Consider the following 26,591-nt stretch of genomic DNA (forward strand, 5'->3'; position numbering starts at 1 on the left):
ACGGCTGATACAGTGGTAATACGGCGTGTCGTCCAGCGACACCACTTCCCTGCGTGCGCGGGTCATACGTTCCTCCTTGAACGTCTATGACAAGTTCCATAATAAACCTACTCCCTCAGCCCACAGCGGTCAAGATTCGTGGGTGTCCCATTCTTTTCCTTCTTTTTCGTGGCCAAGATTTGTAGGTGTCCCGTTCTTTCCGTCGGCTTGCGTTAATCTGTGGGTGTCCCAGCTCTACCTTCCATCCCGGGTGCGGGTGTCGGCCCCCACCTGGGTCAGACGATTGGAGCCCGCCGCGTACTGGTAGGCGGTGCCGGCCCCGTTGTCGGTTAGCTGCGTGCGGTTGCCGTTGGCGTCGTAGGCGGGCGATCTGCACGACAAACAAATCTGCCCCCGTTGGTCGGAATCGAATATTAGCGGAAATTGGGATCTGACCCTGGTTTTCCCTTTGCGCGATGTATGAGCCAATCGAGCAGCAATATCAACGGCAGGAGGATCAAAAAGACAAGATATGCCTGCCGCATTATCCATTGGGAGGCAATTCCATCGCCGTGCATGAATACCAAAGCCAAATCCACAATTACCACAACGAGCGCCGCAAAAAAGGCAAGCTTAGCTACCGCTAATCCCTGGTGAAAGAGTCTGCCTGCGCGCGAAGAGGCATTCCCCTTGTCGAAAAAAACTGATCGCTGATGAAAAAGTAGCACGCCAACACCGAGAAACAGCAACATAATGCCTATAGTGGAAACGGAAGCTGCGAGCAGGACCCAATCAATCTTGCCAGCGGAGGCGGCAATGGACTGAAGGAGCAGACTGATCGTCAAGAGGACGAGCCCGGAAAAGAAATAAGCTCTTCCTAGTAGTGGTCTGTCCATCGCTACTTACCTCCCGCCTTGCAACCGCACGATTCAATGGAAGCGTCTTGCACTAAAGATATGCCAGCACCACCGAAGATACTGGCGTCTAATCCGTACTCCAAGCCAAAACCTATGGATCTTGCCCCACCTAATTGAAATGCCACTCCAGACCCGCCGATTCCCGTAGGTCGGCCTAGTCCCGGCCTGGGGTTTTTCGGGCCAAACGAGAGTCCCAGAGGGTCAGGCCCTTACTTTATATATTCCAGACGGGCAAGCCTTAGGTTCGTCGCTGAAATGGCAGGCGAGCCCCACGCCCCGTCGCAGAGCGAACGGACCTAGAAACTAAAGGCCTGACCCCCGCTGACTGACCCCCGCTGACTTAACCCCCACTGAGTCCTCATTCGTCAGTGAGCGATAACAATCCGGCGTTGCCACCTGCCGCGGCGGTGTTGATGCTTACCGTGCGCTCCAGCGCGAATCGGTGCAGGTAGTGGGGGCCGCCGGCCTTGGGGCCGGTGCCGGAGAGGCCTTCGCCACCGAAGGGCTGCACGCCGACTACGGCGCCGATCATGTTGCGGTTCACATAGAGGTTGCCGGCGCGGGCGCGCTCGCGCACCCGCTCCCAGGTAGCATCGATGCGCGTGTGTACGCCCAGGGTCAGCCCGTAGCCAGTGGCATTGATGGCGTCGATCACTTGATCCAGGGCCCCGGCCGGATAGCGGACGGCATGCAGGATCGGTCCAAACACTTCGCGGTCCAACAGGGCCAGGTTCGGGATCTCGTAGAGGCGTGGCGCGAAGTAACTGCCGTGTCCACACTCCGGCGGCAACGCCAATGCGCGGCACAATCGGCTCTCTCGATCCATGCGCGCCACGTGGGCTTGCAGGCCTTCCACGGCCGCGGCGTCGATGAGCGGACCGACGTCGGTGTCGAGCCGCGCCGGATCGCCGATGCGCAATTCGTCCATGGCCTGGGCAAGCAGATCCAGTAACCGCTCCGCCATCTCCTCCTGTATGAATACCACCCTCAACGCCGAGCAGCGTTGCCCGGCGCTGTTGAACGCGGAGGTGAGGACATCGGCTACCACCTGCTCCACCAGGGCGGAGCTGTCCACGATCATGGCGTTCTGCCCGCCGGTTTCCGCGATCAGCGGTACGATGGGGCCGCGGCGCTCGGCTAGCCGTTGCTGCAACGTCCAGGCCGTTTCCGTAGAACCGGTGAACGCGATGCCCGCGAGCCGCGGGTCGGATAGCAGTTGTGCGCCGATGGCCACGCCGCTACCGGGGAGGAACTGCAAAACGTCCGCTGGCACCCCCGCCTTGTGCAGCAGGCGGATCGCATGACACGCAACCAGGGGCGTCTGCCGGGCGGGCTTGGCGAGCACCGCGTTGCCGGAGGCCAGCGCCGCGGCGATCTGGCCGGTGAAGATAGCCAAGGGAAAGTTCCAGGGGCTGATGCAGGCGAATACGCCGCGCCCGCGCAGGTGCAACTGGTTATCTTCGCCGGTGGGACCCGGAAGCACGCGCGGCACACCGAAGTCACGCCGTGCGCACAGTGCGTAGTATCGGCAATAGTCCACCGCCTCGCGCACCTCTGCCAGGGCATCGGGCACGGTGCGGCCGCCCTCCCGCACGCACAAATAGACCAGTTCCGCGGCGTGCGCCTCGAACTGGTCCGCGGCACGTTCCAGGCACGCCGCCCGGGTGTCGGCGCCACACAGATCCCAGTCCGGCGCGGCGGTGGATGCGCGCGCCAACGCCGCGGCCACCGCCGCCCCGTCCGCCTCTACAACCGTGCCCACCACGCGGCGCCGATCCGCCGGATCGCGCACCGGGCGCGGCGTGTCGTTCCCCATTTCCCCGCCTATCAGGGGTGCCGCCTGCCACGACACCGCGGCGGCGGTTTCCAGACTGTCACGCAAAGTCTGTAGCACGACGGGGTCGGCCAGGTCCATGCCGCGGGCGTTGCGCCGCTCCGCCCCGTAGAGATCCGGTGGTGGGGGCGTGCGGGGGTTCGGCTGAAACCCCACCTGGGTGAGCCGCACCACCGGATCGGCGATCACCTGGTCGATGGGCGCCGCCTCGTCCACCAACCGGTTGACAAAGGAGGTGTTGGCGCCGTTCTCCAGCAGGCGCCGCATCAGATAAGGAAGCAGTGCCTCATGACCCCCCACCGGGGCGTAGACCCTGCACGCCACTCCCTCCCCGATATCCTCTGCAAGGGCTTGATACAATTCCTCGCCCATTCCGTGCAAGCGCTGGAACTCGAAATCCCGGCGCGTGCCCGCGGCCTCGAGGATGTAGGCCACCGTGTGGGCGTTGTGGGTGGCGAACTGCGGATAGAAGACGTCGGGACGATCCAGGAGATCGCGGGCACACGCCAGATACGAGACGTCCGTGGCCGCCTTGCGGGTGAACACCGGGTAGCCGTCGAACCCCAACTCCTGGGCGCGCTTGATCTCGCTGTCCCAATACGCGCCCTTGACCAGGCGCACGGGGATACGGCGTCCGGCGCGCTGCGCCTGTTCCGCCAACCATGCCAGCACCGGCCGGGCACGCTTCTGGTAGGCCTGCACCGCCATACCTAAGCCTTCCCAACCGTCCAGCTCCGGCCCGTGGAACACGGCGCCGAACACATCCAGCAGCAGTTCCAGGCGTTCGGCTTCCTCCGCGTCCAGGCTCACCGCAATGCCCGCAGCGCGGGCCTCCACCACCAGGGCGCGCAGCCGCGGGATCAGTTCCCGATGCACCCTCGGGCGCTGGGAAAACTGGTAGCGGGGATGCAAAGCCGAGAGCTTGACGGAGATTCCGGGGCCCGCAACGGGATCCGTGGGCGCCGGCCCGGCGGCGGCGATCGCGGACAGCGCGCCGCGGTAGGCCTTCAAGTAACGTTCGGCATCCGCTGCGCCACGCGCCGCTTCACCCAAACAGTCATAGGAAAACCGCAGCCCGCGCTGCGCCGGCTCACGGCTGCGCGCCAAGGCCTCCTCCATGTCGCGGCCCACCACGAACTGACGTGCCAGGATCCCGATGGCGTGGCGCAACGCGAGGCGCAGGACCTTGCCGCCCCCACGCACCAGCAGCCGCTCCAGGGCACGCGCGGGGTCGGCGCGGGTGCCCTCGTCCAGTACGACGATGCGCCCGGTCAGGAGCAGGCCCCAAGTGCCCGCGTTCACCAGCAGCGACCGGCTGTGTCCCAGGTGTGCGTCCCAGTGGCCGCGGGCCAACTTATCCTGGATCAGGCGCTCCTGGGTCCCGGGGTCGGGGATGCGCAGCAACGCCTCTGCCAGACACATGAGCAGGATGCCCTCCTGGGAGGAGAGGTCGTACTCGTGCAGAAAGGCGTCCACGCTGCCGGCGCGGCGTCCACGGGCGCGCGCGCCCAGCGCCAACGCCTGCGCGCGCCCGGCGACCCGCGCCGCGGCCGCGGCGTCGATCACCGCGGCTGTCAACAGCGGAGCAACGCAGGCCTGCTCATCGGCCAGGTAGGCGGCCCGCAGGGAGGCGCGGCTGGGATCTTCCAGGGAAGGTTCTTCGAGGACTATGGGCATCGCCCAACTCCGCTACGCCGCGGCTTCCGTTCCAAACCGGTCACCAGCCACCACGACAAACCCACGACGCCGCAGCCCCGGCCCCCGCACTGGAGTTCCGGGAGGCCTGGTTGCGCGATCGCCTACGCGGTGTCACAAGTGGCCCAGATCCGGCGGCCTGGAAACCGCACCGCGGCCGGAGCAGGGGCGCACCCCCAACCGGCGCGGCGCGTTCCGGGTCGTCAAGCGCAGTGCTGGTCACCACGCCGGACGACCCCGGCCACCAACAACGTCAGCGCACCCACGACGATCGCCACGTCCGCGACATTGAATATCCCGGTTCGCAAGCGGCCGATGCCTACATTGAGAAAATCGACTACCGCGCCCCCGTGCAATACCCGGTCCATGACGTTACTGATGCCGCCGGCCAGGATCAATGAGCAAGCGAAAGCGGACGACCGTCCGAGGTTTCGCGACAGGAGCAGGTAGCTGGCGATTACCCCCAGCACGACCGATGTCGCTACCGTAAATGCCAGATAACGGAGGCGGTCCGAAAGACCCGCTCCAAGACTCAGGAACGCCCCGGTATTCTCCACGTACTGCAGCCTTACGGCACCATCCGCAAGGGTGATCACCGTACCCGGCGTCAGGAATCGCTGTGCCGCATACTTGGTCACCTGGTCACACCCGACGCAGGCGAACAGGACCAAAAGGACGAGCGCAAGTCTTTTCACCGAGGCCATCACCACCCTTCCCGAGATTTGCCCGTGTCTATGGTAGTGCAAGCGGTCGGCGCGGGAGACACGGAACCCCACCGCCACGAAAATATACCCTGATCTTGCAAGCGATCCAATGCGGCCTCATGTGCCGCTGCCAAAACCCGCGACGCCGCGCCGGCGACACCGCTCCGATCCAGTCCCCTGCAACCCCCACCGGCGACGGGCGGCAAGGCGTTGCCGCCGTTCGGCCTGGGTCCTCCGCCCCCCGGCAGGTCCCGGTAGCCGCCGCGACCTCAGGTCGCGCCCTAACGGCGCGCCAGCACCCCGGTGGCGGCCGGTACGAAACTTGCTGTGCACAGGTAAAAGCGAAAGGAGCTGTCATGAACCGGATCCTGGGAACACACAAATCGACCCTGGTGGGCCTGCTGGGCGGCCTCCTCGTCCTCGTACTCGGAGCCCTGTTCTCACACCAGCACCTGGGCATGCTGTTTAATATCCCGGGCCTGCTGATGGTGTTCGGCGGCACGCTGGCCGCCACGCTGGTGAGCCGGCCGGTCGGAGATGTGGTGCGTGTGGCGAAATCCATGCGCACCCTCCTGCATGATGACGATATCAACCTCGACACCGAACTCAAACAGTTGCTGGAGGTCGCCCACTGGTACCGCAACGGAAACCTGGGTGCGTGCGAACGGGCCCTGGAACAGATTCACCACCCTTTGTTGCGCAATGGCGCGCAGATGGTGATCGACCGGGAACCGCTTGACGAAATCATCAAGGTCATGCAGTGGCGCGTCGCCGGTGCCCGCAACCGCGAACAGTCCGACGCGCAGATCCTGCGCACCATGGCGTCCTTCGCGCCCGCCTTCGGCATGCTCGGCACCCTGCTCGGCCTGACCCAGATCCTCGGCAACCTCGGCCACGCGGGCCTCGGTCAAATCGGGGCCGGGATGTCCTTCGCCCTCATCACAACCTTGTATGGCATCGTTCTGGCCAACATGATCTTCAAGCCGCTGGCAATGAAAATGGAACGTTGTGCCCAGCAGCGGGCCGTCATCATGAATGTCATCCAGGAGGGCGTCGTACTGCTCCACGAGCGCCGTCATCCGCTCATAATCCGGGACACACTGACCGCGTGCATGGTCCAGCAGCAGAGCACGCCGCGCCCCGCCAGCACGCTGGCCCACGCGGCCTGAGACCCCTGCGACCATGTACGTATCGGCGCAGGCGCCACAAAGTCCACGCGCTTACCAGTTCGCTCCGCAGGTTGAGCCGACCGCCGCCGAGGACTCCGACGCCATCTGGCTGCTGAGCTTCGCCGACCTCGTCACCCTGCTGCTCACCGTGTTCGTACTGCTGTTCGCCTTTAGCAGGCTCCCACCTGGTGCGTCCAGCCACGTGACGTCACTGACCCCACCCCTGACCCAGATAAAGTCCCATCCGATGAAGCGCCACCCGGCAGCCGCCACCCATGCGTCGTCCGTCGCCGTCGCCCACGTCACAGAACCTGCGGCGCCTAAGGGCGCGACCCGGCATGAACCGCCTGCGCGCCTGTCCCTGCCGGCAATACGCGACCTCCGGCCGAAGCTGGTCCAAACGAGCGCAGTACCGGAACCGGTGCTGGCCCAAGCAAGCGTAATACCGAAACCGGTGCGCCCGCATGCCACCGCAACGGTGCCGGTTCCGGCTCCGATTTCGATCGTGCCGTCGCGCGCCAGCACCGAGCCCCTGCTGATCGTGCGCGCTGCCTCCCGGCCGCGATCCTCGCTCGCGCCGCCGCTCTACGCTTGGCTCAGCGGGACCGTCACCCGGGAATCGACGCCTCCTCCGCCCACCGCTTCGACACCCGTACGCACCACGGCGGACCGGCACGATGTCCAAGCGCCGCCCGTCCACGCCGTGTCCATTCCCATCCCGAGTGACCTCGATGGCAAGGTGGAGGTGGTGCGTTCCGCGACCGCAGTCAACCTGATCATTACAGACGACGTTCTTTACCCCGCGGGGGACGCCAAACTTGGCCCTACCGGGCGCGCGCTGCTGGACAAGATCGCCGCGATGCTGAATAAAAATGACTACGCCGTATCCGTGAAAGGTTACACCGACGCTACACCGATCCACACGGCGCGATTCCCCTCCAACTGGGAACTGTCCACGGCGCGCGCCACCACCGTCGCGCGTTACTTGATTTCCCAGGGTGTGGCCGCTGACCGCCTGAGCGCCATCGGCTACGGCGCTACCCGCCCACGCGCCGGCAACGCCACCCCGGCGGAACGCGCACTCAATCGCCGGGTATCCCTGGTGTTACATATACGGGGCGCCCATGACGGTCGCGGCGATGGACACCGGGACGGGCGCACGGGAAACGTGGCGCACAAACATTCTGCGGGCCGCGCTCCCGCGGCAACGCACGGCGGCGCGGCGGGTTAAGCTCGACCCCGCCTGTACCGCCCCGCGGCACGTGTCATCGCACCGGCAATGATATGGGCGGTGCGCAGCGGCTCCGGAACCGCACTGTGGACCGCAAGCGCGCGGATCATGCGTTCCGCCTCCACGCTCTCGATGCCGACCCGCTGCACGAAGACCCCCGCGATCGGCTCCACGGGCCCCGCCTGATGGATCAGCGCCAGCTTACGGCGTCCGCCGCGCATGTTTTCCGACAGCGCGCGGCGTACCTCATCCAGATCCGGGGTCTTGCGCACCACCACGATCACGGGAATACGCAGGGCGTCGTACAGGCCGTTGACGTCGACCACATTGAAACCCGCCAAGGCAATGCCTTGAAGCAACAGGACGTGGGTCCGTGGCATGAAGCGCGAACCCGATACCATCTCCACCAAGCGCCGGGTCGCGTTGATCCCATCCCGCCGCACCTTGGAAAACAGTACGCCATCCAGCCGCAGCCCCGTGTACACGGCACCGACGACCCGCACGTCGCCGCGATGCTCAGACGCGAACGGGGCGTCGTCGAATCCGATGACGTGAGGCCGATGGGCACTCATCCCACACCCCGGCCAAGCTCTCGATGGCCGCTACGGTGCCCGCGCTTAAACGTCCGGTCTCGCATAACTCCTCAGCCGGTGATACGCCGGTAGATATCGGATACCCGGTACGGCAGCTTGCGCACGTCGCTGATGACGGTGAAGTTCGCGGCGCCGAACATGTGTGGAAGATAGTCCATGGCCTCATCGTCGATGGTAATGCAAAACGGATGCACGCCCTGGTGGCGGGCCTCGAACAGTGCCTGCCGGGTATCTTCGATCCCGTAGGCGCCGCGGTAGCCGTCCTGATCATCGGGACGACCGTCGGACAGAGTGATGAGAAGCCGGGTACGGGCATCGATCTCCTGAAACCGTCGCGTCAGGTGACGAATTGCCACCCCCATGCGCGTGTAATCCTTGGGCTGGATGCCGCCGATGCGCGCACGCACCTCGTCGCTATAGGCCTCGTCAATACGTTTTATCCGGAACAGCTCGCAACGCCGATGGGTAAACCCGGAGAACCCATAGATGCCATAGCGGTCGCCCAAGGTCTCCAGCGCTTCACACAACAACACCAGCGCCTCGCGCTCCAGCTCGTTCACCCAACCCTTGGTGGAACCGCTCATATCCACCAGAAAAAGCACCGCAATATCCCGGTCCACGCGCCGTCGCTTGACGAACAAGGCGTCGCGTCCTTCAAAACCGGCCTGCCGGTCCGCATAGGCTTGCACCACGGCGTCCAGATCCACATCGTCGCCGTCGGGCTGGCGGCGCAACAGCCGGTCCTGGCCCCGCACCGCCTCGAAGGTGCGGCGCAGATGTTTCAACAGGCCCATGTATTTACGCCGGGTGCGCGCCACAAAGTCGTCCCAGAGCGGATGGACATCGCGCTCGCGCAGCAAACACCAGTCGGTGCGGTACTGGCGGCGCATGAAGTCCCATTCGTCGTAACGGTGGGCGCCGCCCCCGGCGTCCGTCCCCGCGTCCCGACCGGCGCCGCTGTCTCCGGGGCGATACCCCCCGGGACCGGCAGGCACCAGATAGTCATCGGGGATCTGGCCCAGGTCCTGGCCGATGGAATCCAGGAGTTGCCGCACATCCGCCAGCGGCGGGATCGGCTCTCCATGCAGGGTGAGTTCAAAACGGAAACCATCGGGCCCGTCCGGTTCCGGAGTCTTGTGCACGCGGAACGGGCGTTCTACATCCCCGTCCTCCGAGGCCAGCGGCCGCGCGCCGCCCGGGAGCTGCTCCTTCAAGTCGGCCAGGACTCGCGCCAGGACTTGGCGATCCTGTGTCTTGCGCGCGGCCAGGGTCTGTTCCGCGCGGTCCGGAACCAACCGCCCCTGATAGGGCACGGGGGCCGGGAATTCTGTTACACCATAGCACCGGGCAAGCAACGCATGGCTATCCTCCACGGTGGCATCCGGCTCGCGCAAGCGGCGCGCGGCGTCGCTCCATGCCCCCGGAGGCAGGGCCGGCAAGTCCAAGTCCTCGCACAGGCCGCGCATCTCCCGGCGTATGCCCGGGAGCTCGCGGCCGATGCAGGCATCCAGGCGCAAAGTCTCCAGGGCATGGAAGCGGGCCAGCGCGCGCTCCGGCTCTGGAAATCGGCCCACCGCCTCGGACACGCTCCGGCGCCAAGTTCCGAACCACGTCTGCGCCCACAGATGCACGGCGGTGGTCTTGTACAGCCGCGCGTTGCGGTCACGGTCGCGAAACCGTCCGACCGCCACGGGCAAATACAGGGTGCCGGTATCCGTATAGGAGTGTTCAGCCGTGGCGAGTTTGAGCGGGCGGCCGTTCAGGCCCAGCACGAAGGGATCGAGCCGCCGCGCGATGTCCTCGAAACGCACCCGGAAGCGCGCGCCGCTTACCGACTCGACGTACTCAGGCACCTTCTGCATGGCCACGATGGCGGACAACACACCGCCGTGATCGTAGCGCGACATGATGTAGAGTACCCACTCGTCCCAGTCCTCATCCGCCAGCAAACTCAGTGCCGGCGGCGCGAACATCACGAAATTGAAGGCCAGCTCGTCGCTGGTGTTGCGGATCAGCTCTACCGCGCGCAGGAACCGGTATTGATCCGGGCCTTCATGGGCCGCCAACGCCTGTGCTGGAGCCTGCACGCTGCGCCGCACGCTGAGCACCCGGTAGACGAGGGTCTCGAGCCGACGGTGCAACTCGCCGGTGTCGAGGCGGATTTCGGCGGAGCGCTGACTCATGGATGCACACCGGGCCGCGAGCGCCACATCGGCACCGCGACGCATATCCGCGGCGTGTTGACGTCGCCGCCGGATGTCAGGTAGATCGCAAGATCGGCCATGGTCGGAAACCGGCACCTATGCCCAGTGTGCGTTGGTGACGCCCCTGAGCAAGGCCCGGGGGAAACACCACGCAGAATGCACGTCCGGCGCAGAGGCCCCGCAGCGATTGCCCCCGCGAACAAATGCGACCCCGGCCCCGCTGCGCCACGGCCGTCGCTCAAAACCAGAACGAGGTATCCTTCAACAGAAATTCCACATAGGACATGTAGTGTGATCCATCGCAGGAGAAAGTCAGACTGATCATGCCATTGAAGATGTTGATCGAGCCGGTGCGCAGGTAGATGGTCGGGTCGACAAGACGCAGGGACCGCATGGTCGCCAGAATTCGATTGACGTCGGCCTGCGGAATCGCTGCGTCAGCAGGATAGGGCCGCGGCGGGAACACCAGACAAATGTCCGGATCGCTCAAGGCCTCGTGATCGAGAATACGGTAGCGGAACGGGTCGTCGAGGGTCCAGATTGTTGCTTGGCTGCTGGAGAAATGGATCTGGCATTGAAACACGCCGCGCTCGGTCAGCAGTTCCTCCAGGATGGAAAGCGCCTGTTCGATGCCAAGGTCCATGGGACTGTCGATCCGGCACTGCTGAAAGACCTGGCCGCGGATCGACGGATCGCCCTTCACCTGCCGCCAGTAGCCGGGTTCCTCGTAGAGCTCCGACGTCACCGGCAGATTGCGCAGGTCGAAGTCCGCGCCTAGATAACCCAGCGGACTGGAATCCGCGCGCACGACCTGCAGGGCCGTGAGCGAGGGGCGGTTGGCCACCAAGCTGATGTAGGCGTCGGACAGCAGAAATCCCCAGGCGGGAACCGCCTCCTTCATGTACGGGCGTTGCGAGCGGTCGCGGCCGTAGTGTTCCGGGCCAATTCCGTCCACGCCAACGTTGTCGCAGATCTGTATGCCGTCGGTATTGACGCAATACAGGTACGTGCAATGGGGAATGCCGGTAAAGCCCTCCATGAGAATCCCATCCAAGCGCTGGCGATCGCCCCACGCCGGCACGCATCGTTCCGCGAGGTGTGCCAGTGGCAGGGACAGGATGCGCGCCAGCTCTTCCCTCTGCAGGTAGATGCTGTCCTTCCAGGAAGCCTTCACGGGGTCAGATATCCTCTCGAGTGATCGGGGATCCACGGCACGTCACCCGCCTGCATAACGCACGACATCGCTATTGCAGGGCGCAACGGCCATGGATACCGACAGAGTCGGCGGGAATGCGGCGATATCGGCGGCTTGCACAGGTGGTGCCGAGGGCGAGACTCGAACTCGCACGGGGGTTGCCCACTGGTACCTAAAACCAGCGCGTCTACCGGTTCCGCCACCTCGGCGCGTGGAGCTGAAACACCGCAGACCTGGACCGGCTTGGCCGCCGAAGTCCAGACCAAGCCGGGCGGACATCCACCGCGCTCACCTTACTGGGGGCGACGGATCCGGTCAAGGGCACCGGTGCCCGCGCACGTCTAAAACGGAAGACCTTCCAATATCGTCAGTTGGACCCCTATCACTTGGCCCCGCACTTCGCCAGCGGGATAGGCCACCGTGTGCACATTCACGTAGGCGCGATCCGTCCGCATGGCTTCCAGCAGGTCGTCCAGACTGAATCCCACCAATTGGTCCGGCGTCAACACGCCCTGGCTCAACGTGCCGTCCACCTCCCCGGTGGGTCGGTTGGTGCTGAACAGCGGCACCACCACGGGGCCGTTGATGCGCGCCGAACCGAGATGCAGATGCGCCCCGACCACACCCCGGATATTGAAACACTCCAGCCGGTAGCGGACCTTCGACTCCTTGGCTAAAAACCGGAAGATGGCAAAACAACTCGCTGGAGAAATCACCGGCGTGGCGGCTACTTCCTGGCTCGGGCTGGCACCTGCCACAAACGCATCGAGCACCCTGTGGCCAGCGTGCGCGGGAGCGACCGCCCATAGCAGCGCCGCCGCCATCCAACGTAGGACGTGCTTTCCCATGTCCTCCCCCCCCAAATCCAGATCAAGAACCCGCGGGGGCCGCATGGCCGCAGACTTGGCCGATGCGCCCCCGGTTTCCACAGCGCGGTCCAGACACAGGCCCCCGCACACCCTATAGACGCGTAATGGACCTGCGCTGTTCCGTCCAGGTCGTGGTGGCATACCCCAAATGCCGGGCCGGACCGGACGGCTCAAAACCGGCGCCGACCTTGGACCCAGGCCCCAGGACCGGCGCGCCGGAGTTCAGTCCATTTCCTCACCCACCGCGACCGGCCGGTAGGGGGCATGGCGGTGATGGTCGTGATAGCGCATCCGATATTCTACGAAGCGCTCCACGTTTTTAAAATGCAGAAACGGATTACCGTCGATCTGCTCCGCCAGGCTGGAACTCGGCAACTCCGCGTAGTTGTGCCCGGGATGAATCACGGTCTCGGCGGGGAACTGCTCCGTGATGCGCCGCAGCGTGGCGTGCATCTGTTCCGGGTCGCCCCCGCGCAGGTCGCAGCGACCACAGCCGAACACGAACAGGGTGTCGCCGGTAAGCAAATTGCCATGCACGTGGTAACACGCCGAACCGGGGGTGTGGCCGGGAGTATGCAGCACATCGATCCGGGTATCGCCGAGCTCGATGGCGTCACCCCCGTGATGCAGGGTAGGAATATCCAGGTAGCGGCCCCAGAATTTGGCCTCGGGCTTGAGCAGGTGCATCTGAGCATCGTACTGATCCAGCACCTCCTGGATCCCGTTGATGTGATCGTGATGACTGTGGGTAAGCAGTATGTCCGTGATCTGCACCCCCCGCTTGCGAGCCAGGGCGATCACACGGGAGACCTCCCACGCGGGATCCACGATCGCAGCACGACCGGAGCCGTGATCGTGGATCAGATAAACAAAGTTCTCCATCGGCCCCAGTTCCAGGGCGTGTATCGAAAACGCAGGGGACTCGTGCACGATGCGCCTCCTCGCGGCCGCCCGTCCGTCCGGCCGGTACCTACAGTCTACTCCGGACCGGTGGCGCGGGGGATCTGCCCGGCCGCCGGTGCATCCATGCGGGACTCAGCGCGTGCCGTGAGCCGGGGCAGGATGCGCACCATGCCGGGGCGCGGCCGCCCCGGCGCCCGTTGCGATCGTCACCCGGCGGATCACCACCGCGGTAAGCGGGGCATCGCTGGGGAACGGACCGACGGCGCCGGTGGGGACCTGCGCAATGCGGTCCACGACATCCATGCCTTCCACCACCCGGCCGAATACCGTATACCCGGCACCTGCCGGGGTGTCGGCGTGATGGTCCAGCGCCAAGTTGTCCCCCAGATTGATATAGAACTGGCTGGTGGCCGAATTCGGATCTGAGGTGCGTGCCATCGCAATAGTACCCCGCAGGTTCTTCAAACCGTTAGCGGCCTCGTTGGGAATCGGCGCGTGGGTGGCTTTTTGCTGAAAATGTTCCGTATAGCCGCCGCCCTGAATCACAAAGCCGGGAATGACGCGATGGAAGATGGTGCCGTCGTAGAAACCCTCATGCACGTAGCGGAGAAAATTGGCCACCGTCTTCGGGGCCTTGCCGGGGAACAGTTCCACCACGAAACGCCCGGCGCTGGTATCGAAGGTCACGCGCCCACCACCTCCGGCGGCCCATGCGCCGGCACTGGTCGTCAAACCGATGATCAATCCGAGCCCCGCTGCCATTGCGCACCACCGCCGCGACCACTGTGTCATGCATCACCTCCTGCGTGTGTAACCGGCCGCCGCACGCGGCTACCACCGGTATTTATCCCAAAGCTCCGGATGGGCCCACTGGTCCGGATTGAGCCAGTCCGGGGTGCTCTTGTAATCGTACAGATCAAACCGGTACAGATGCACCGGCCCGTCTTCCCCGGGGCACTGCGCCACCAGTTGCAAGCCGTAGCCCAACAGGTCGTTGCGGGTCCAGTGGCTGGCATGGCCGGGCCATCGCGCGCCGATCGGCACGCGGACCAGCAGAGACCGCGCATGCAGATCCCGCAACCGGGACAAAAGCACGCCGGCGCCCTGCGCCGGGAGCTGCTCCAGGGCGCCGGCCACCAACGCCAGGTCGCAGCGCGGCACGCCTGCCAATTCCGCCGCCGGATCCGTCCCGGTGATGCCCACCACCCGGCAATCGGGGTGTGCATCCGCGTAGTCCTGGAGCCATTGCGCCGCCTGGGCACCCACCGTCAGGATCGAGCGCGGACCCAGCGCCGCGGTCACCCGTAATACCTGCTCCCGGCATCCATCGCCCATGGGCCCTCCACGGACCTGTGCCCTGTATGGCACCGTCGGCCGCAACCCTGCGGGCGACGGCCAGGGACCATTATCGCCGGAACGGTGCAGTGGTGGAACCGCCGCCGGGATTCCATCCCCACAAGCGCCCGGGCGCGGCGCGGAAACGGGGCCAGCACCGTACCCGTTCCATGCCGATGACGGGCGGCGGATATGCCGCCCCCGGGGCGTAGCGGACCGGGACGCGCTTCCATTGACCATGGCTTTGGAGCAGAATTCCCGCAGACTTATGACCCAATCCCTCTTTGCAGGAAAGACCCGGCTGCGCGCCCGCGCGCTTTTCGTCGGCGGTCGGATCGACGTGCGCGCCCTGGAGAACGCGGAGCGGCTGGCGAACTCCCCGCTGGTGGTGCGTGCCGGCGCGCAAGGCGCCGCAGTGTTGTTCCGTTATGGCGTGCTGGTCCTGTTCGGCATCCTGCCCCTGGAAGAGGTGTCCTTTCTGAGCGCCCTGGCGCCGCTGATTAACGATCGCTCCGAGCGCCCGGAAAGCGAAGAGGTGGAGCTCGTCGTCGATCCCAATCAGGACGAGCGGATCGACGGCAGCGGCGCCATCGTGCTCAACGCCCCCGGCATCGATCGCCTGCAGATCGTCGCCGACATCCTGGCAAAGAGCGTCGTACTGGCCCACTACGAGGCGCGGGTGGCCAAGGTATTCGACCGCATCGAACCCCTGGCCGCCGATCTTCAACGCAGCGGGCGGACCGGCCACCAGGGCAAGGAACTGCTACACCAGATCGGCGACGTGCTGCTCACCCAGCAGCACATGGTCGGTCGCGTGGAGGTGGTGGAAAAACCCGAGATGCTGTGGGACCACCCGGAACTGGAACGGCTCTACAACCGGCTGCGCGACGAGTACGAGCTGCGCGAACGCCACCGCGCACTGGATCGTAAATTGGAACTGATCTCGCGCACCGCGGAAACGGTGCTGGAATTGGTACAGACGCGGCGCAGCCTGCGGGTGGAATGGTACATCGTGGTCCTGATCCTGGTGGAGATCGTGCTGACCCTCTACCAGATGTTCTTCCGTCACTGAACCCGCGCCACCGGCAGCAGGCACCGCCGCCGCCTGGGTCCCGCGTCATAGATCCGGGTTCCCAGCCGGGGTCCGACCTGTAACCGACGAGTCACGCGCCTATCATCCTCCCGTCATGGCCGTCTGCTGTAGTGTGAATCCGGCACCACTACACGGGGCAACAGACCATGACGTTTTCCATACGACATTGGCTGCAACGGTTCCGCGACCCCATAGGCCGGCAGCGGCCGGGGGAAGACCCCGCACGGCTCGGGGAGGCCATCCACGATGACCTGCTGCTGGCCTACCGTGCCCAGGAGTTGGAGCGGCTGCGTGACGGGCTGCGGATCGCCTACGGCGACCCGCCGCGAGTGCGCCCGGCGGCCCGCTAATGGACCGCCCTGCGCACCGCGGTACGGACGCACCCGGTGCGCGCTGGCAGCGTCCCCGGACGCGGCATTCCCGCCAGTTGCAAAATGCGAATCCTGTGCTTTACTTCATGGTGTCGATCGCGATCCGACGACAAGCCGGACGAAGTCCATGACGACTTTCGAGCCGCCTACGCCCGCCTACCCGGCGGGCTTTTATTTCGCGTCGGCGGAATCACCCTGGAGGCCCGTCCAGGCACCCACCATGACGGCGTTCCGAGGCGTCCGGGGCACGCGGCCGCAGGCGCGTGGAACTCCACACGGCGCATCCTTCCACTCGGGTTCTCACCCGCCGTCCGCCCTCCCGGTAGTCGCGGTCCCCCGATTTCGCAATTCCGTCATGGTCCTGACACCACCGCGTCACGTGTAGTGTCTACGCTGCGGCTCCCAGTGGTCGTCGCCCACGGGGGCGGCGCCGAGCGGGAGGTCCGCGGACGATGCCATCGATCACACCGGTCAAACCCGTCACGCCGGCCGCCAAACTCTCGCGGCCGATGCCCGTCCCGCCCTCCACCGAATCCGCACTGCGCGCACTGGGTCTTTTGAACCTTCCGCGCCAACGGCTGCTGGAATCGTTGCCCTTCACCCTGGGCGACGTCACCGCCGGCTCCGAGACAGAACTCCAGGCGGCGGTGGCAGGGCTGCCTCAGGATGTGGATCTTGCGCTGCAGATCCGGGAATCCAACTACTTCGCTAACGTGGTACGCCACGCAGCGGTGGCCGACACCCCGCAGCGCGCGGTCACGCAGATCGAACAGTTCCTCTCCGACAATCCGGATCAGGTCTGGGAGAACAGCTGGGTACGCATCCGCCGCTCCGACCTGGGCGTCTACGCCGCGCGGGTACTGGAGGAGGATCTGCGCCGCAACCGGCACGAGCCCCACGGCCCCATGCGCCACGATGCCCACCGCTTCCTGTGCAAGGACGCTAACGGCAAGCCCCAGGTCCGCGTGCCGATCAGCTACCTCCTCAAACTGTCTCTCGCGCAGGTCGTGGGCTCCCGGGAGCCGATCCCGGCGCTGATCGAGCAGACCGCACGCCGGCTGATGAAGCACTATCTCAATGACCACTGCTCCCCGGAAACCCTCTCATTCCACATCAGCCGTCTGCGCCCGGAAACCGGCATGGGTGACGCCGTCGCGCGCGAGACGGCAAAGCGTTTTCTGCTCACTCACCTGCTGGTGCTCTACGCCAACATGCGTTTCGGCCTGCGCGAGAGCGGCCAAGCCGCGCTGGTGTACTGCTCCCCGCACCCACCAGTACGCCAGCGACGCTTGAACGACTGCATCTCGGATACTTTTTATCGGGAATTGTTCGTCAGCCCCTGTCTGTCGGGCTGGGAGGACGGCGAGCGCAAGCACGCCTACATGATGCTCTGCCACGAAGTGCTGAGCCGCAGCCAGTTCAACGCCGTTAGCAAGCTGCGCGAGGCCGGGATCATTACCCGCGATCTGGTGGTGCTGCCCAACCTGTCGAACGTGAGCCTGGCCAACAACGGAACCCATGTGAGCCTCGGCAGCATCCGTCTGCGCGCGGCGCTACAGGACCCCGGATCCGGGTTCGGCGCGCGCGAGGAAAAATGCCTCGGCGACCTGGCCATCAAGATCTCCGAGCACTTTCTACCGTTGTTCGCGGGAAACTACAGCGCCGCCCCTTACCGCATCGACTTCCACGACTTTCACCCGGAGAAGGTACTCGCCTTCCTGCCCCACGAGCTGGACTACACCCATCTGCGGATGCTCTGGCGCGGCTGGCGACAAAAGGCAAGCCTGCGTTTTCTGGGGCATGCCCGAACCCCGCTCGGCCCCCGTTGGCTAGATCAGTCCCTGGCGACGCTGCTGCGCCTGCGCGGCGACCTGGTCCCGGATTTCCGTTTGATCGACTATCTCGTAGCCCTGGGCAGCACCGACCAGAGCCCGGCCCTGGACGGCACGCCCGGCAACGACGAGCGCTTGAAGCGAGATCTGGCCGACCTGGGAATATTCGATGCCGGCATGTCCGTCTACCAGCTCATGCGCCTGCGCACCATGCATCAGATGGGTTACTCAGGTTTCGAGGGCCGCCATTACAGCCTGTTCGAGGACCTGCGCGCCGATCTGGGCCGCGCGGTCAACCTGCAGACCCTCGTCTCAGTCCTCGCCTTCAAGTACATCACCGCGGGCAGAATCGGCCACGCGGAGATCCCCGACACGCGCTTCGTGGAAAGCGAGCGGCGTCAGATCCTGTTTGCCACGGCCATCGGGCTGCCCGCCTTCTACGTGCGCCACGACACCGGCAACCGCTTCCTGCGCCGGGTGCTGGAGCGCACCGCCCGGATCCGCCCGAGCCGCCGCTACCGGAATTACCTGAAGGTGCCACTGCCGGAATACCGCAAGGCGCTGCTGCGCCTGATCCTGGACGACGGGGCGGATCTCGCCCAAATGCTGGGGATGGAGGAGACCCTGCGCGATCTGCGCGAGCGCCTCGAACAACCCGCACTATCCGCGGCGGGACGGCTCACGGCCGGGATCCTGGCCGAGGCCGGCACCCGGTCCGCCCTGGCGCTGAGCGGCGCGGAGTTCAACCGCGCAGCGGAACGCTATTACCGGGGCCCGCTGAAACTGCGCTATGTCCGCGACGGACTCGATCGCTTGGACCATGACCTGCACCGGTTCGATCAGGAACCCTCCCTGGAACCCGCCTACCGGCACGCCTTGCGCCAGGTCCTTGGCGATCAACCAGCGGCCGGGTTTCTCGAACGGATCCGCCCGGCGCTGTTGCGCGACCATCCCCGCGAGGAGGATCTCCACCGGCTGATCTGCCTGTTGCTGATCAGCATTCATCGTGACACGGCGCACGCCGACGCCGAGCTGGAACCGGGTCAGGAAGGCGATCATGTACCGCCACCAGTACGTCGAGCGGGAAACGGGTAAGGTACGAACCGAAACCATTTACGCCGACCGTCTGGTCCGCGTGTTGTATTCGCACGCGCGCGAACACGCGCCGGTACTGTTCCGGGCGTTGACCAGCCGGCGGGTATCGGGCTTGCTCGGTTTCCTGAACTACGATTTGGCCATCGGCGCGCGTATTACCGGCGGCACGCGCTTCCTGCGTCGGCTCGGAGTGGATCTCTCGGAGTGCCTGGACGATCCCCAAGAGTTGGACACCGTGCGCAAAATATTCGAGCGGCGGATCCGCTACTGGGAATGCCGCCCCATGCCCGAGGATCCGCGCGTCGTGGTGTCGCCCGCGGACGCGCGGCTGCTGGTAGGGTCATTCGCGCAAGCCTCGGCGCTGTATCTGAAGGACAAGTTCTTCGACTATGAGGAGCTGCTGGGTCGGGACCGGCGCCGCTGGCTGGACGCATTTCATAACGGCGATTGGGCGCTGCTGCGCCTGACACCGGACAAGTATCACTACAACCACTGCCCGGTCTCTGGACAGGTGGAAGACCACTACGAGATTCCCGGCCCTTATCACTCCTGCAATCCTTCTGCCGTGGTCACCATGGCGACCCCATTTTCGAAGAACCGCCGCGTGATCACCGTGATCGACACCGACGTTCCGGGTGGCACCGGTGTCGGGCGGGTCGCCATGGTCGAAGTGGTCGCGCTGATGATCGGCGAAGTCGTGCAATGCTACAGCGAGAACGGGTACGCACAACCACGCGGTGTGGAGCCCGGCATGTTTCTGCTCCGCGGCGCGCCGAAGAGTCTGTACCGCCCGGGCAGCAGTACTGATGTGGTGCTGTTCCAGCGCGAGCGGGTCCGGTTCGACGCGGACCTGCTCCGCAACCGCGCGCAAGACCAGGTGGTCAGCCGCTACTCGTTGGGCTTCGACGCACTATTGGCGGAGACCGACGTGCGGGTGCGCTCCTCGATCGCGCGGCCCATTTCATGAACGCCGGACCATCCACTATCCATCGGAAAACCTTATAGGAGTCCCGCTCATGAACCGCGAAACCTTTGTCGCTCTGCTCGGCCTGAGCTTCGCGTTGCTGCTCACCTGGGGCTTCCGCACCCTGCCGGGCGAGCGCTGGCAGATACTCGCCACGATTCCCCTGGGCAAGGATGCAGACGGTGCGTGGCGCGGCGTCAATCTCACCTACTACGGGCTGCTGTCCGCCACCGCCTACGTGGTCGCGCTGGCGGTGATGTTCATCCTGAGTGGATCGGTCGGAGTACCGCCGTTGGCAATCCTGGCCCTCGGGCTCGCCACCTTGTCGGTCTGCGTACCAGCGGCGCGTGTCGTGGCGCGCATTGTGGAAGGCAAACGCCATACATTCAGCGTCGCCGGGGCATTCTTCGTAGCCGTTCCCCTGGCGCCGGTGCTGCTGTCCGCCGCCAACCGCATCTTCGCCCACCGCCTCGGCCATGGGCTGCCGTTGTTGCCGCTGCTCGCGGCCATGGCCATCGCCTACAGCATCGGGGAAGGCCTCGGGCGGCTGGCCTGCATCAGCTTTGGCTGCTGCTACGGACAGTCCATTTCCGAGGCGCACCCGGTGCTGCGCCGGGTGTTTTCCCGGGTCCACTTCCGCTTTTCCGGTGCCATGAAAAAGATCGCCTACGCCGGCGGCCTACAGGACGTCCCGGTGATCCCGGTTCAGGCCATCACCTCCGTGCTGTATGTCAGCACCGGCCTGGTCGGTGTCGCACTTTTTCTTCACGCCCACTATCTCGCCGCCTACCTGGTGGTCATGGTGATCACCCAGTCCTGGCGGGTGCTGTCTGAGACCCTGCGGGCAGACTACCGGGGCGGCGGGCGCATCTCCGCTTACCAATTCATGGCGGTAACATCCGCCGCGCTGGGGATCGTCATCGGGTGGTGGCTGGCGGGCGGCGCCGCGCCCGAGCCTTCTCTGGCTGCGGGCCTCGCGGCGCTCTGGAATCCGTATGTCTTGTTATTCCTGCAAGGATGCTGGCTCGCGACCTTCCTCTACACCGGGCGCAGCATGGTCACCGAGGCCACCGTTTCGCTGCGGGTGTGCCGCGAGCGGATCTGAACGCCGACCTGGATCGGACCCGGTGCTCCAGCACCGCGGGCAGCGGGCGGGGCGCTACCATGAGCGCCGCTGGGCCTGTTATCCTGACTTCCCGGATCCGCGGCGGAAACGATGCCGCCGGTCGCGCCGGCGGGTACCCTGACCTATGAACGACTCACGCGTTGTGCGCCCCGACCCGGGTTTGGAACACCTCACCCCCGAGGGCTGCTACATACTGGAATCCTGGAACGATCCCGGGGACCCGGAACTCTCCATCGCGCGCGCGCGCGTCGCGCCGGGGGCAACCACCCGCCTGCACCGCCTGCGGGGGGTGCAGGAACGCTATCTGATCGTGACCGGCCGGGGCCGGGTCTGGGCCGGGGACCACCCACCGGCACCGGTGAACCCCGGCGACGTGGTGGTGATTCCACCCGGTGTTGCCCAACGGATCGCCAACACCGGGGACTGCGATCTGATGTTCTACGCACTGTGCACACCGCGTTTCACGCCGGACTGCTACGAAGACATCGACCCCTCCTGAGGGTTCCTCGAAGAATATCCTTGCGCCGGCATCGGCGCCGTCGGTCGCCGTGGCCGTTGACGGCGCGGAACGTGCGGGCGACCGTGGAACGCGCTAGGCTGATGCCCATGCGCCGCGCAACCCGCGCCCCGATCTGGCCCCGGCCCGCCACGCCGGCGGGGATCCACGGCCGATCCCGTCCAACGGAGGTACACGCATACCATGAAAGCCATCAGCAGGACCTTTCTCTCCGGCCTCGTCGCCACGATCCCGATCGTGATCACGATCTACATCCTGTATTGGCTGGGATCCTCCGCAGAGGCGATGCTGGGACGAATGATACGGCTCGTGCTGCCCGCCGGGGTGTATCGGCCCGGAATGGGCGTGGCCATGGGTCTGGTGCTGATCTTCCTGGTGGGGGTCTTCCTGCAGGCGTGGATCTTTCGGCGGATCTTCGCCTGGGGCGAGGCGCTGCTGGGAAAGGTCCCCCTGGTGAAGACCCTGTATGGCTCGGTACGGGACCTGATGGGATTTTTCTCCGGCTCCAGCAGCGGACGCTTCAACCAAGTGGTCGCGGTAACGCTACCCAACTCGCCGCTGCGCATGCTGGGCCTGATCACCCGGGAGAACGTCGGTCAGGCGGTCCCGGGGCTCGCCGCGGAGGATGCGGTCGCGGTGTACTTCCCCATGAGTTACCAGATCGGCGGCTACACCGCCTTCGTGCCCCGCTCCGCCGTGGAACCCTTGGCGATGTCGATCAACGCGGCCATGCGCTTCGCCGTGACCGCCGGGATGTCCGCCGCCACCGACGCAAGCGCGGCGGGCGGCGCCCCGAAACCATGACGGGCACGGCGCTGGGGGGCGCCTGCGGGTTTATCACCGATGCCCGGCGCGCGGACACCGGGGCACCGGCATGGCACGGTGGACACTCCGGCGCGGCGGGTGCAGCGCGCGCGCCGCATCCCAGCCGAGGCACCAACGGCCCGCGCCAGGCCGGCATCATACACGGCTCCGCGGAGGGATCGGTGCGCACCGCGGATCAGGGCAGGATCTGGCGCGCCACCTCATCGATCCGTGCCTGCACCGCATCCGGATCACCCAGGTAGTGGCGCCCCGCCACCCGGAACTCCGCGTCAAAGTCGTAGACCAAGGGCACGCCCGTGGGAATGTTCAGGTGCATCGCCTCATCATCGGAGTAGCCTTCGAGCCGTTTCACCAGGACACGAAAGGTGTTGTGATGGGCTACTACCAGGACCCGTTCCCCGGCGCGGATCCGCGGCACGATGCGCTCCTCCCAACAGGCTGTCACCCGCTGCAGGGTATCCTCAAGGGATTCGGACGGTGGCAGGAGCTCCCCGGACAAATGGCGGTAGCGGGCATCCAGACGCGGATGGCGGTGATCACCGAGACCGATGCGCGGCGGACGGTCCACGAAACCGCGCCGCCAGCGGGCGACCTGCTCGGTCCCGTAGTGCTCGCTGATGTCCACCTTAGGCAGCCCCTGCAAGGCGCCGTAGTGCCGCTCGTTCAGGCGCCAGTCCCGCTCCACCGGAAGCCACATCTGGTCCACCGCGTCCTGCACGATCCACAGGGTCTTGATGGCCCGCTGGAGCACCGAGGTGTAGGCGCAGTCAAACCGATAACCCGCTTCCCGGAGCAGCCGGCCCGCTTCCAGTGCCTCCTGAACCCCACGGGTGGACAAATCCACGTCGCTCCAACCCGTGAAACGGTTCTCCAGGTTCCAGTGGCTGTGCCCATGGCGCAGGAACACGACGCGATTCATAGCGGCCTCTGTACAACGCCGGTGGGCCCGTTTCCCAGGCAGCGGGGCATCGCGGCCACGCACGCGACCGAAACCGGCGCGCGGGCAGCCCCCGCGTGGATCCACTCCCTTCATTATAATAGGCCGAAACCCAGACCCGCAGCGCGGACCATCCCGACCCCATGGTCTGCTTACCGTCGCAGGCCGGTGCCGCCCGTGCACCGGTTACCCCCCGCGCCCTCCGGGGCGCACCGCGCACAAGGGGCCCGCGCCCGATCCGCCGGCACGCCGCGCCATTCACCGTTCCGAGGCCCGGGAGCCACGGCGGCAGGCCAAGCCAGAGCACGGCGGCCCGGGGGACCGGGGACGCCACAACCATGATACGGCAAACCCTGCGGCGCTGGTGGCGACGGCGCATCCTGCGCCGGCACGCCATCCCGGACCCGGTGTGGAACGCCGCCTCCCGGCACCCGCTCACCGCGGGCCTCGACGCGGCGGAACGGGCACGGCTGCGGGCATGGGCAACGTTGTTTCTGCGTGACAAACAATTCCACGGGACCCACGACCTGGCGTTGACCGACGCGATGCGCGCCACCATCGCGGTGCAGGCGTCGATCCCGATCCTCGGTCTCGACCCGGACTACTATGATGGCTGGTCGTCCGTCATCATCTACCCCGGTGCGTTCCTGGCGCGGCGCGAGGAGCGCGATGCCGCCGGCGTGATCCATCAGGTGCGCCATGCGCTCACCGGAGAGGCCTGGCAACACGGGCCGCTGATCCTCTCCTGGGAGGACGCCCGCGCCGATGCGCGCCCGGAAGGAACCGCCAGCAACGTGGTGATCCATGAATGCGCCCACAAACTCGACATGCTCAACGGAGCGGCGAACGGCTGTCCGTCCCTGCACGAGGACATGGACCCGCACACCTGGACCGAAGTGCTCTCCCGGAGCTACGATGCCCTATGCCGGGAAGTGAGCGGCGGGATGCCACCGGCACTCGACCCGTACGGCGCCGAGAACCCCGCTGAGTTCTTCGCGGTGGCGAGCGAGACCTTCTTCACGCAGCCGCACATCCTGCGCGACGGGTATCCTGATCTCTACCGCCAACTGCGCAGTTTCTATCGTCAGGATCCCGCGGCGCGCCGGGAACGCCGCAACGACCACACGGAAGGGTAAACGGCATGCCGCGAGGCAAGGAACACCAACACAACGCCCGCGCGGCGCCGCGCGTAGGCGTAGCCCTGGGCAGCGGCTCGGCACGCGGCTGGGCCCATATCGGAGTCCTGCGCGCTCTGGAGGACGCCGGAATCGTGCCCGACGTGGTTTGCGGCACCTCCATCGGCGCACTGACCGGCGCGGCATGCGCGCTGGGCCGCCTCGAACCCCTGGACCACTGGGTGCGCAGCCTCACTTGGCGGGATGTGGTCCGTTTTCTTGATGTACGGCTCAGCGGTGGCGGACTGATCCATGGAGAGCGCTTGATGCGCTTCTTTCGCGGCCGTGCCTACGACGTGCCGATCGAATCCCTCCCCAAGGTCTTCGCCGCCGTAGCCACCGACCTGGGGACCGGCCGGGAGATCTGGCTGGACCAGGGCTCGCTGGCAGAAGCGGTGCGGGCCTCCTTCGCGGTCCCCGGCCTGTTCGCCCCGGTGCTGCGCGACCAACGCTGGCTGGTTGACGGCGGCCTGGTCAACCCAGTGCCCGTCTCCGTGTGCCGGGCCTTCGGGGCCGACATCGTCATCGCCGTCAACCTGAACGGCGACCTCGTGGGCCGGAACACCCGGCGCCACGCGGCACCCCCGGCCCGCAAACCCGAACCGGACCCCGCGTCGGACACCGACCTGCTCTCCCAACTGACCGCGCGACTCACCGGCACCCTGCGGGCCCGCGCGGGCGCCCTGATCGCTCAGGTGCGCGGCACCCCGGCGCTCAACCCGGGCATTTTTGAGGTCCTGTCCGGCTCTCTCAACATCATGCAAGACCGCATCACCCGCAGCCGCATGGCCGGGGATCCGCCGGATCTGGTCGTGGCTCCGCGCCTTGCCCATATCGGGCTGATGGAATTCGAGCGCGGCGCCGAAGCCATCGCCGCCGGGCGCCAGGCAGTGGAACAGATGCTGCCGGCCATCAAAGAGCGCCTGAAGAACCCGCTGCAGCCTCCCGAAGGAATCTAACCGGAAAGTGCCAACCCATGCGATATCCAAATACCGGCGGGGCTTACGGTCGGATCAATCCTTAACCATGGCCGGCCCGGCTGGAGTGGCGCTGGTGCAATGTCGTGTTACGCCGGGTATGCATCAAATTCGTTGCCGTTCCGCGTTGGCAGCCGCAGAAACTTAAGCGCGCACCCGGCACCGCAGCCCGCCTGAATCTCCTCCACCGCGCCGATGCCGCACAGGGTTTGGATACTTGGCGGCGGTTCCGCGAAGACCGATGCCGGCACTCACCAGATCGCCGCTTCGGCAGGCTGAAGATCGCCGCGCCGTTGGGACCATCGCCGCAGCGACCACTTGTTTAGAGCGCTCCGCACCCAGGACCAGCCTCATTTTTCTACCGTGATGACGTGCGCCTGAATTTTCCCATCCACATGATGGACCCCGAACCGTTCGGCGATTGCAGTAGCGGCCATTTCGGTAGCTTCTTCGAGCCGATCAGGCGTACGTGATTCGATCTCATCCCTTAGTGGCGTCCCAAGACAGTAGGCGATTGCAGGCACCCGGGGCGATTGTGCTCGGCTTCGTGCCGCAACGGTGGTTTACCCACGGGCTTTCGACGGGTCAGGGATTACGGCTTCCTGCACGGCAATGCCAAGCGGCGATTGATGTTGGTGCAAGCCGTGCTGAAGGTCATGCTGGAAGCCGCCGCACTAAGACCACGACCGATGTTCCTCTGTCCCACCTGTCGCTCACCCATGGCTGTCGTGGCAGTGTTCCGGCCAGCATGGACATCCGGATAAACTACGTTGCAGAACAAACCCATCACACACTGGATGCAGGAGGACTGAAGAGTTTATGCCTTGGTGACGCCGTCGTTTGGCCTGACTGAAGGCAGAGGCGTACGCTCGCCTGAAATAATGCATCCACCCCTCGCGGCAGTTCATTCCTTGAACGTCCGAAAAACATATCTGCTCATATATAGACCCTCCCAACCGGAAGAACGGGCTTGTCCAACTACAGGATAAGATCGTGGAACGCTTCGCGATCACGATCTATCCTTATTCGTTGGGCTTCACTTCCGACTGGC

General features: G+C 65.6%; 23 protein-coding genes, 1 tRNA gene and 1 pseudogene. 12 read left to right on the forward strand and 13 right to left on the reverse strand.

All coding sequences use genetic code 11. From position 1 onward, the window contains the following. Positions 1-413: 413 nt before the first annotated feature. The 3 genes from B7Z66_12325 to B7Z66_12335 all read right to left on the reverse strand — a co-directional run bounded on the left by B7Z66_12325 (position 414) and on the right by B7Z66_12335 (position 5,129). Positions 414-875, reverse strand: coding sequence for a hypothetical protein (locus B7Z66_12325; GenBank protein OYV75550.1), 462 nt, complete (start codon positions 873-875; stop codon positions 414-416). A 379-nt stretch (positions 876-1,254) separates the two neighbouring features. Beyond that, the gene (locus B7Z66_12330; protein ID OYV75551.1) at positions 1,255-4,407 is read right to left on the reverse strand and encodes a bifunctional proline dehydrogenase/L-glutamate gamma-semialdehyde dehydrogenase; all 3,153 of its coding nucleotides are present in this window, start codon (positions 4,405-4,407) and stop codon (positions 1,255-1,257) included. A 221-nt stretch (positions 4,408-4,628) separates the two neighbouring features. Further along, positions 4,629-5,129: a signal peptidase II gene (locus B7Z66_12335; protein OYV75552.1), complete on the reverse strand. Its 501-nt coding sequence runs from the start codon at positions 5,127-5,129 to the stop codon at positions 4,629-4,631. A gap of 119 nt (positions 5,130-5,248) precedes the next feature. Here B7Z66_12335 and B7Z66_12340 point away from each other — a divergent pair, with 119 nt between their 5' ends. Beyond that, entirely contained in the window at positions 5,249-6,298 is a 1,050-nt protein-coding gene (locus B7Z66_12340; protein ID OYV75553.1) for a hypothetical protein, read from the forward strand. A 13-nt stretch (positions 6,299-6,311) separates the two neighbouring features. Continuing rightward, positions 6,312-7,529, forward strand: coding sequence for a hypothetical protein (locus B7Z66_12345; GenBank protein ID OYV75554.1), 1,218 nt, complete (start codon positions 6,312-6,314; stop codon positions 7,527-7,529). Here B7Z66_12345 and B7Z66_12350 read toward each other — a convergent pair. From B7Z66_12350 to B7Z66_12385, 8 genes are all read right to left on the reverse strand, one after another. After that, positions 7,526-8,101 carry a hypothetical protein gene (locus B7Z66_12350; protein ID OYV75555.1) on the reverse strand — a complete coding sequence of 192 codons (576 nt, stop codon included), beginning with the start codon at positions 8,099-8,101 and terminating at the stop codon, positions 7,526-7,528. The genes B7Z66_12345 and B7Z66_12350 overlap by 4 nt on opposite strands. A 71-nt stretch (positions 8,102-8,172) precedes the next feature. Beyond that, positions 8,173-10,305 carry a hypothetical protein gene (locus B7Z66_12355; GenBank protein OYV75556.1) on the reverse strand — a complete coding sequence of 711 codons (2,133 nt, stop codon included), beginning with the start codon at positions 10,303-10,305 and terminating at the stop codon, positions 8,173-8,175. Positions 10,306-10,564: 259 nt separating this feature from the next. Beyond that, complete coding sequence (locus B7Z66_12360; GenBank protein ID OYV75557.1) at positions 10,565-11,500, reverse strand: hypothetical protein; 936 nt, start codon at positions 11,498-11,500, stop codon at positions 10,565-10,567. Positions 11,501-11,644: 144 nt separating this feature from the next. After that, a tRNA-Leu gene (locus B7Z66_12365) sits at positions 11,645-11,730 on the reverse strand. A gap of 132 nt (positions 11,731-11,862) precedes the next feature. Next, complete coding sequence (locus B7Z66_12370) at positions 11,863-12,531, reverse strand: hypothetical protein (protein OYV75558.1); 669 nt, start codon at positions 12,529-12,531, stop codon at positions 11,863-11,865. 81 nt (positions 12,532-12,612) lie between these two features. After that, complete coding sequence (locus B7Z66_12375) at positions 12,613-13,272, reverse strand: MBL fold hydrolase (GenBank protein OYV75571.1); 660 nt, start codon at positions 13,270-13,272, stop codon at positions 12,613-12,615. A 153-nt stretch (positions 13,273-13,425) separates the two neighbouring features. Further along, the gene (locus B7Z66_12380) at positions 13,426-14,055 is read right to left on the reverse strand and encodes a cyclophilin (protein ID OYV75559.1); all 630 of its coding nucleotides are present in this window, start codon (positions 14,053-14,055) and stop codon (positions 13,426-13,428) included. A 69-nt stretch (positions 14,056-14,124) separates the two neighbouring features. After that, positions 14,125-14,628: a hypothetical protein gene (locus B7Z66_12385; GenBank protein ID OYV75560.1), complete on the reverse strand. Its 504-nt coding sequence runs from the start codon at positions 14,626-14,628 to the stop codon at positions 14,125-14,127. Between the two features lie 26 nt (positions 14,629-14,654). On the opposite strand from B7Z66_12385, the gene B7Z66_12390 reads away from it, so the two are divergent. The 8 genes from B7Z66_12390 (at position 14,655) to B7Z66_12425 (ending at position 22,430) form a co-directional block, all read left to right on the forward strand. Next, positions 14,655-14,840 carry a hypothetical protein gene (locus tag B7Z66_12390; GenBank protein ID OYV75561.1) on the forward strand — a complete coding sequence of 62 codons (186 nt, stop codon included), beginning with the start codon at positions 14,655-14,657 and terminating at the stop codon, positions 14,838-14,840. A 56-nt stretch (positions 14,841-14,896) separates the two neighbouring features. Then, the gene (locus B7Z66_12395) at positions 14,897-15,700 is read left to right on the forward strand and encodes a hypothetical protein (GenBank protein ID OYV75562.1); all 804 of its coding nucleotides are present in this window, start codon (positions 14,897-14,899) and stop codon (positions 15,698-15,700) included. Between the two features lie 167 nt (positions 15,701-15,867). Then, entirely contained in the window at positions 15,868-16,071 is a 204-nt protein-coding gene (locus tag B7Z66_12400; GenBank protein ID OYV75563.1) for a hypothetical protein, read from the forward strand. Positions 16,072-16,544: 473 nt separating this feature from the next. Then, on the forward strand, positions 16,545-19,019 hold the full coding sequence (locus B7Z66_12405; protein OYV75564.1) for a hypothetical protein: 2,475 nt from the start codon (positions 16,545-16,547) through the stop codon (positions 19,017-19,019). Further along, positions 18,979-19,986 (forward strand): phosphatidylserine decarboxylase, encoded by a 1,008-nt coding sequence (locus B7Z66_12410; GenBank protein OYV75572.1) that lies wholly within the window; start codon positions 18,979-18,981, stop codon positions 19,984-19,986. Before B7Z66_12405 ends, B7Z66_12410 begins: the two co-directional genes overlap by 41 nt. A 49-nt stretch (positions 19,987-20,035) precedes the next feature. After that, positions 20,036-21,088 (forward strand): prolipoprotein diacylglyceryl transferase, encoded by a 1,053-nt coding sequence (locus B7Z66_12415; GenBank protein OYV75565.1) that lies wholly within the window; start codon positions 20,036-20,038, stop codon positions 21,086-21,088. A gap of 145 nt (positions 21,089-21,233) precedes the next feature. Next, positions 21,234-21,608 carry a cupin gene (locus B7Z66_12420; GenBank protein OYV75566.1) on the forward strand — a complete coding sequence of 125 codons (375 nt, stop codon included), beginning with the start codon at positions 21,234-21,236 and terminating at the stop codon, positions 21,606-21,608. 201 nt (positions 21,609-21,809) lie between these two features. Further along, positions 21,810-22,430, forward strand: a complete 621-nt coding sequence (locus tag B7Z66_12425) for a hypothetical protein (protein OYV75567.1) — start codon at positions 21,810-21,812, stop codon at positions 22,428-22,430. Positions 22,431-22,626: 196 nt separating this feature from the next. Here the strand turns inward: B7Z66_12425 and gpmA are convergent, their stop codons facing one another. Next, a complete protein-coding gene (gpmA, locus tag B7Z66_12430) occupies positions 22,627-23,370 on the reverse strand; it encodes a phosphoglyceromutase (protein ID OYV75568.1) in 744 nt (247 codons plus the stop codon). A gap of 356 nt (positions 23,371-23,726) precedes the next feature. Between gpmA and B7Z66_12435 the strand changes: the two genes are divergently transcribed. Next, entirely contained in the window at positions 23,727-24,524 is a 798-nt protein-coding gene (locus B7Z66_12435; GenBank protein ID OYV75569.1) for a hypothetical protein, read from the forward strand. A 5-nt stretch (positions 24,525-24,529) separates the two neighbouring features. Beyond that, positions 24,530-25,522: a hypothetical protein gene (locus B7Z66_12440; GenBank protein ID OYV75570.1), complete on the forward strand. Its 993-nt coding sequence runs from the start codon at positions 24,530-24,532 to the stop codon at positions 25,520-25,522. A gap of 368 nt (positions 25,523-25,890) precedes the next feature. On the opposite strand, the pseudogene B7Z66_12445 reads toward B7Z66_12440, so the two are convergent. After that, positions 25,891-26,103, reverse strand: a pseudogene (locus tag B7Z66_12445) (SAM-dependent methyltransferase). Positions 26,104-26,591 lie beyond the last annotated feature (488 nt).

This window comes from Chromatiales bacterium 21-64-14 (assembly GCA_002255365.1).
Classification (GTDB): domain Bacteria; phylum Pseudomonadota; class Gammaproteobacteria; order 21-64-14; family 21-64-14; genus 21-64-14.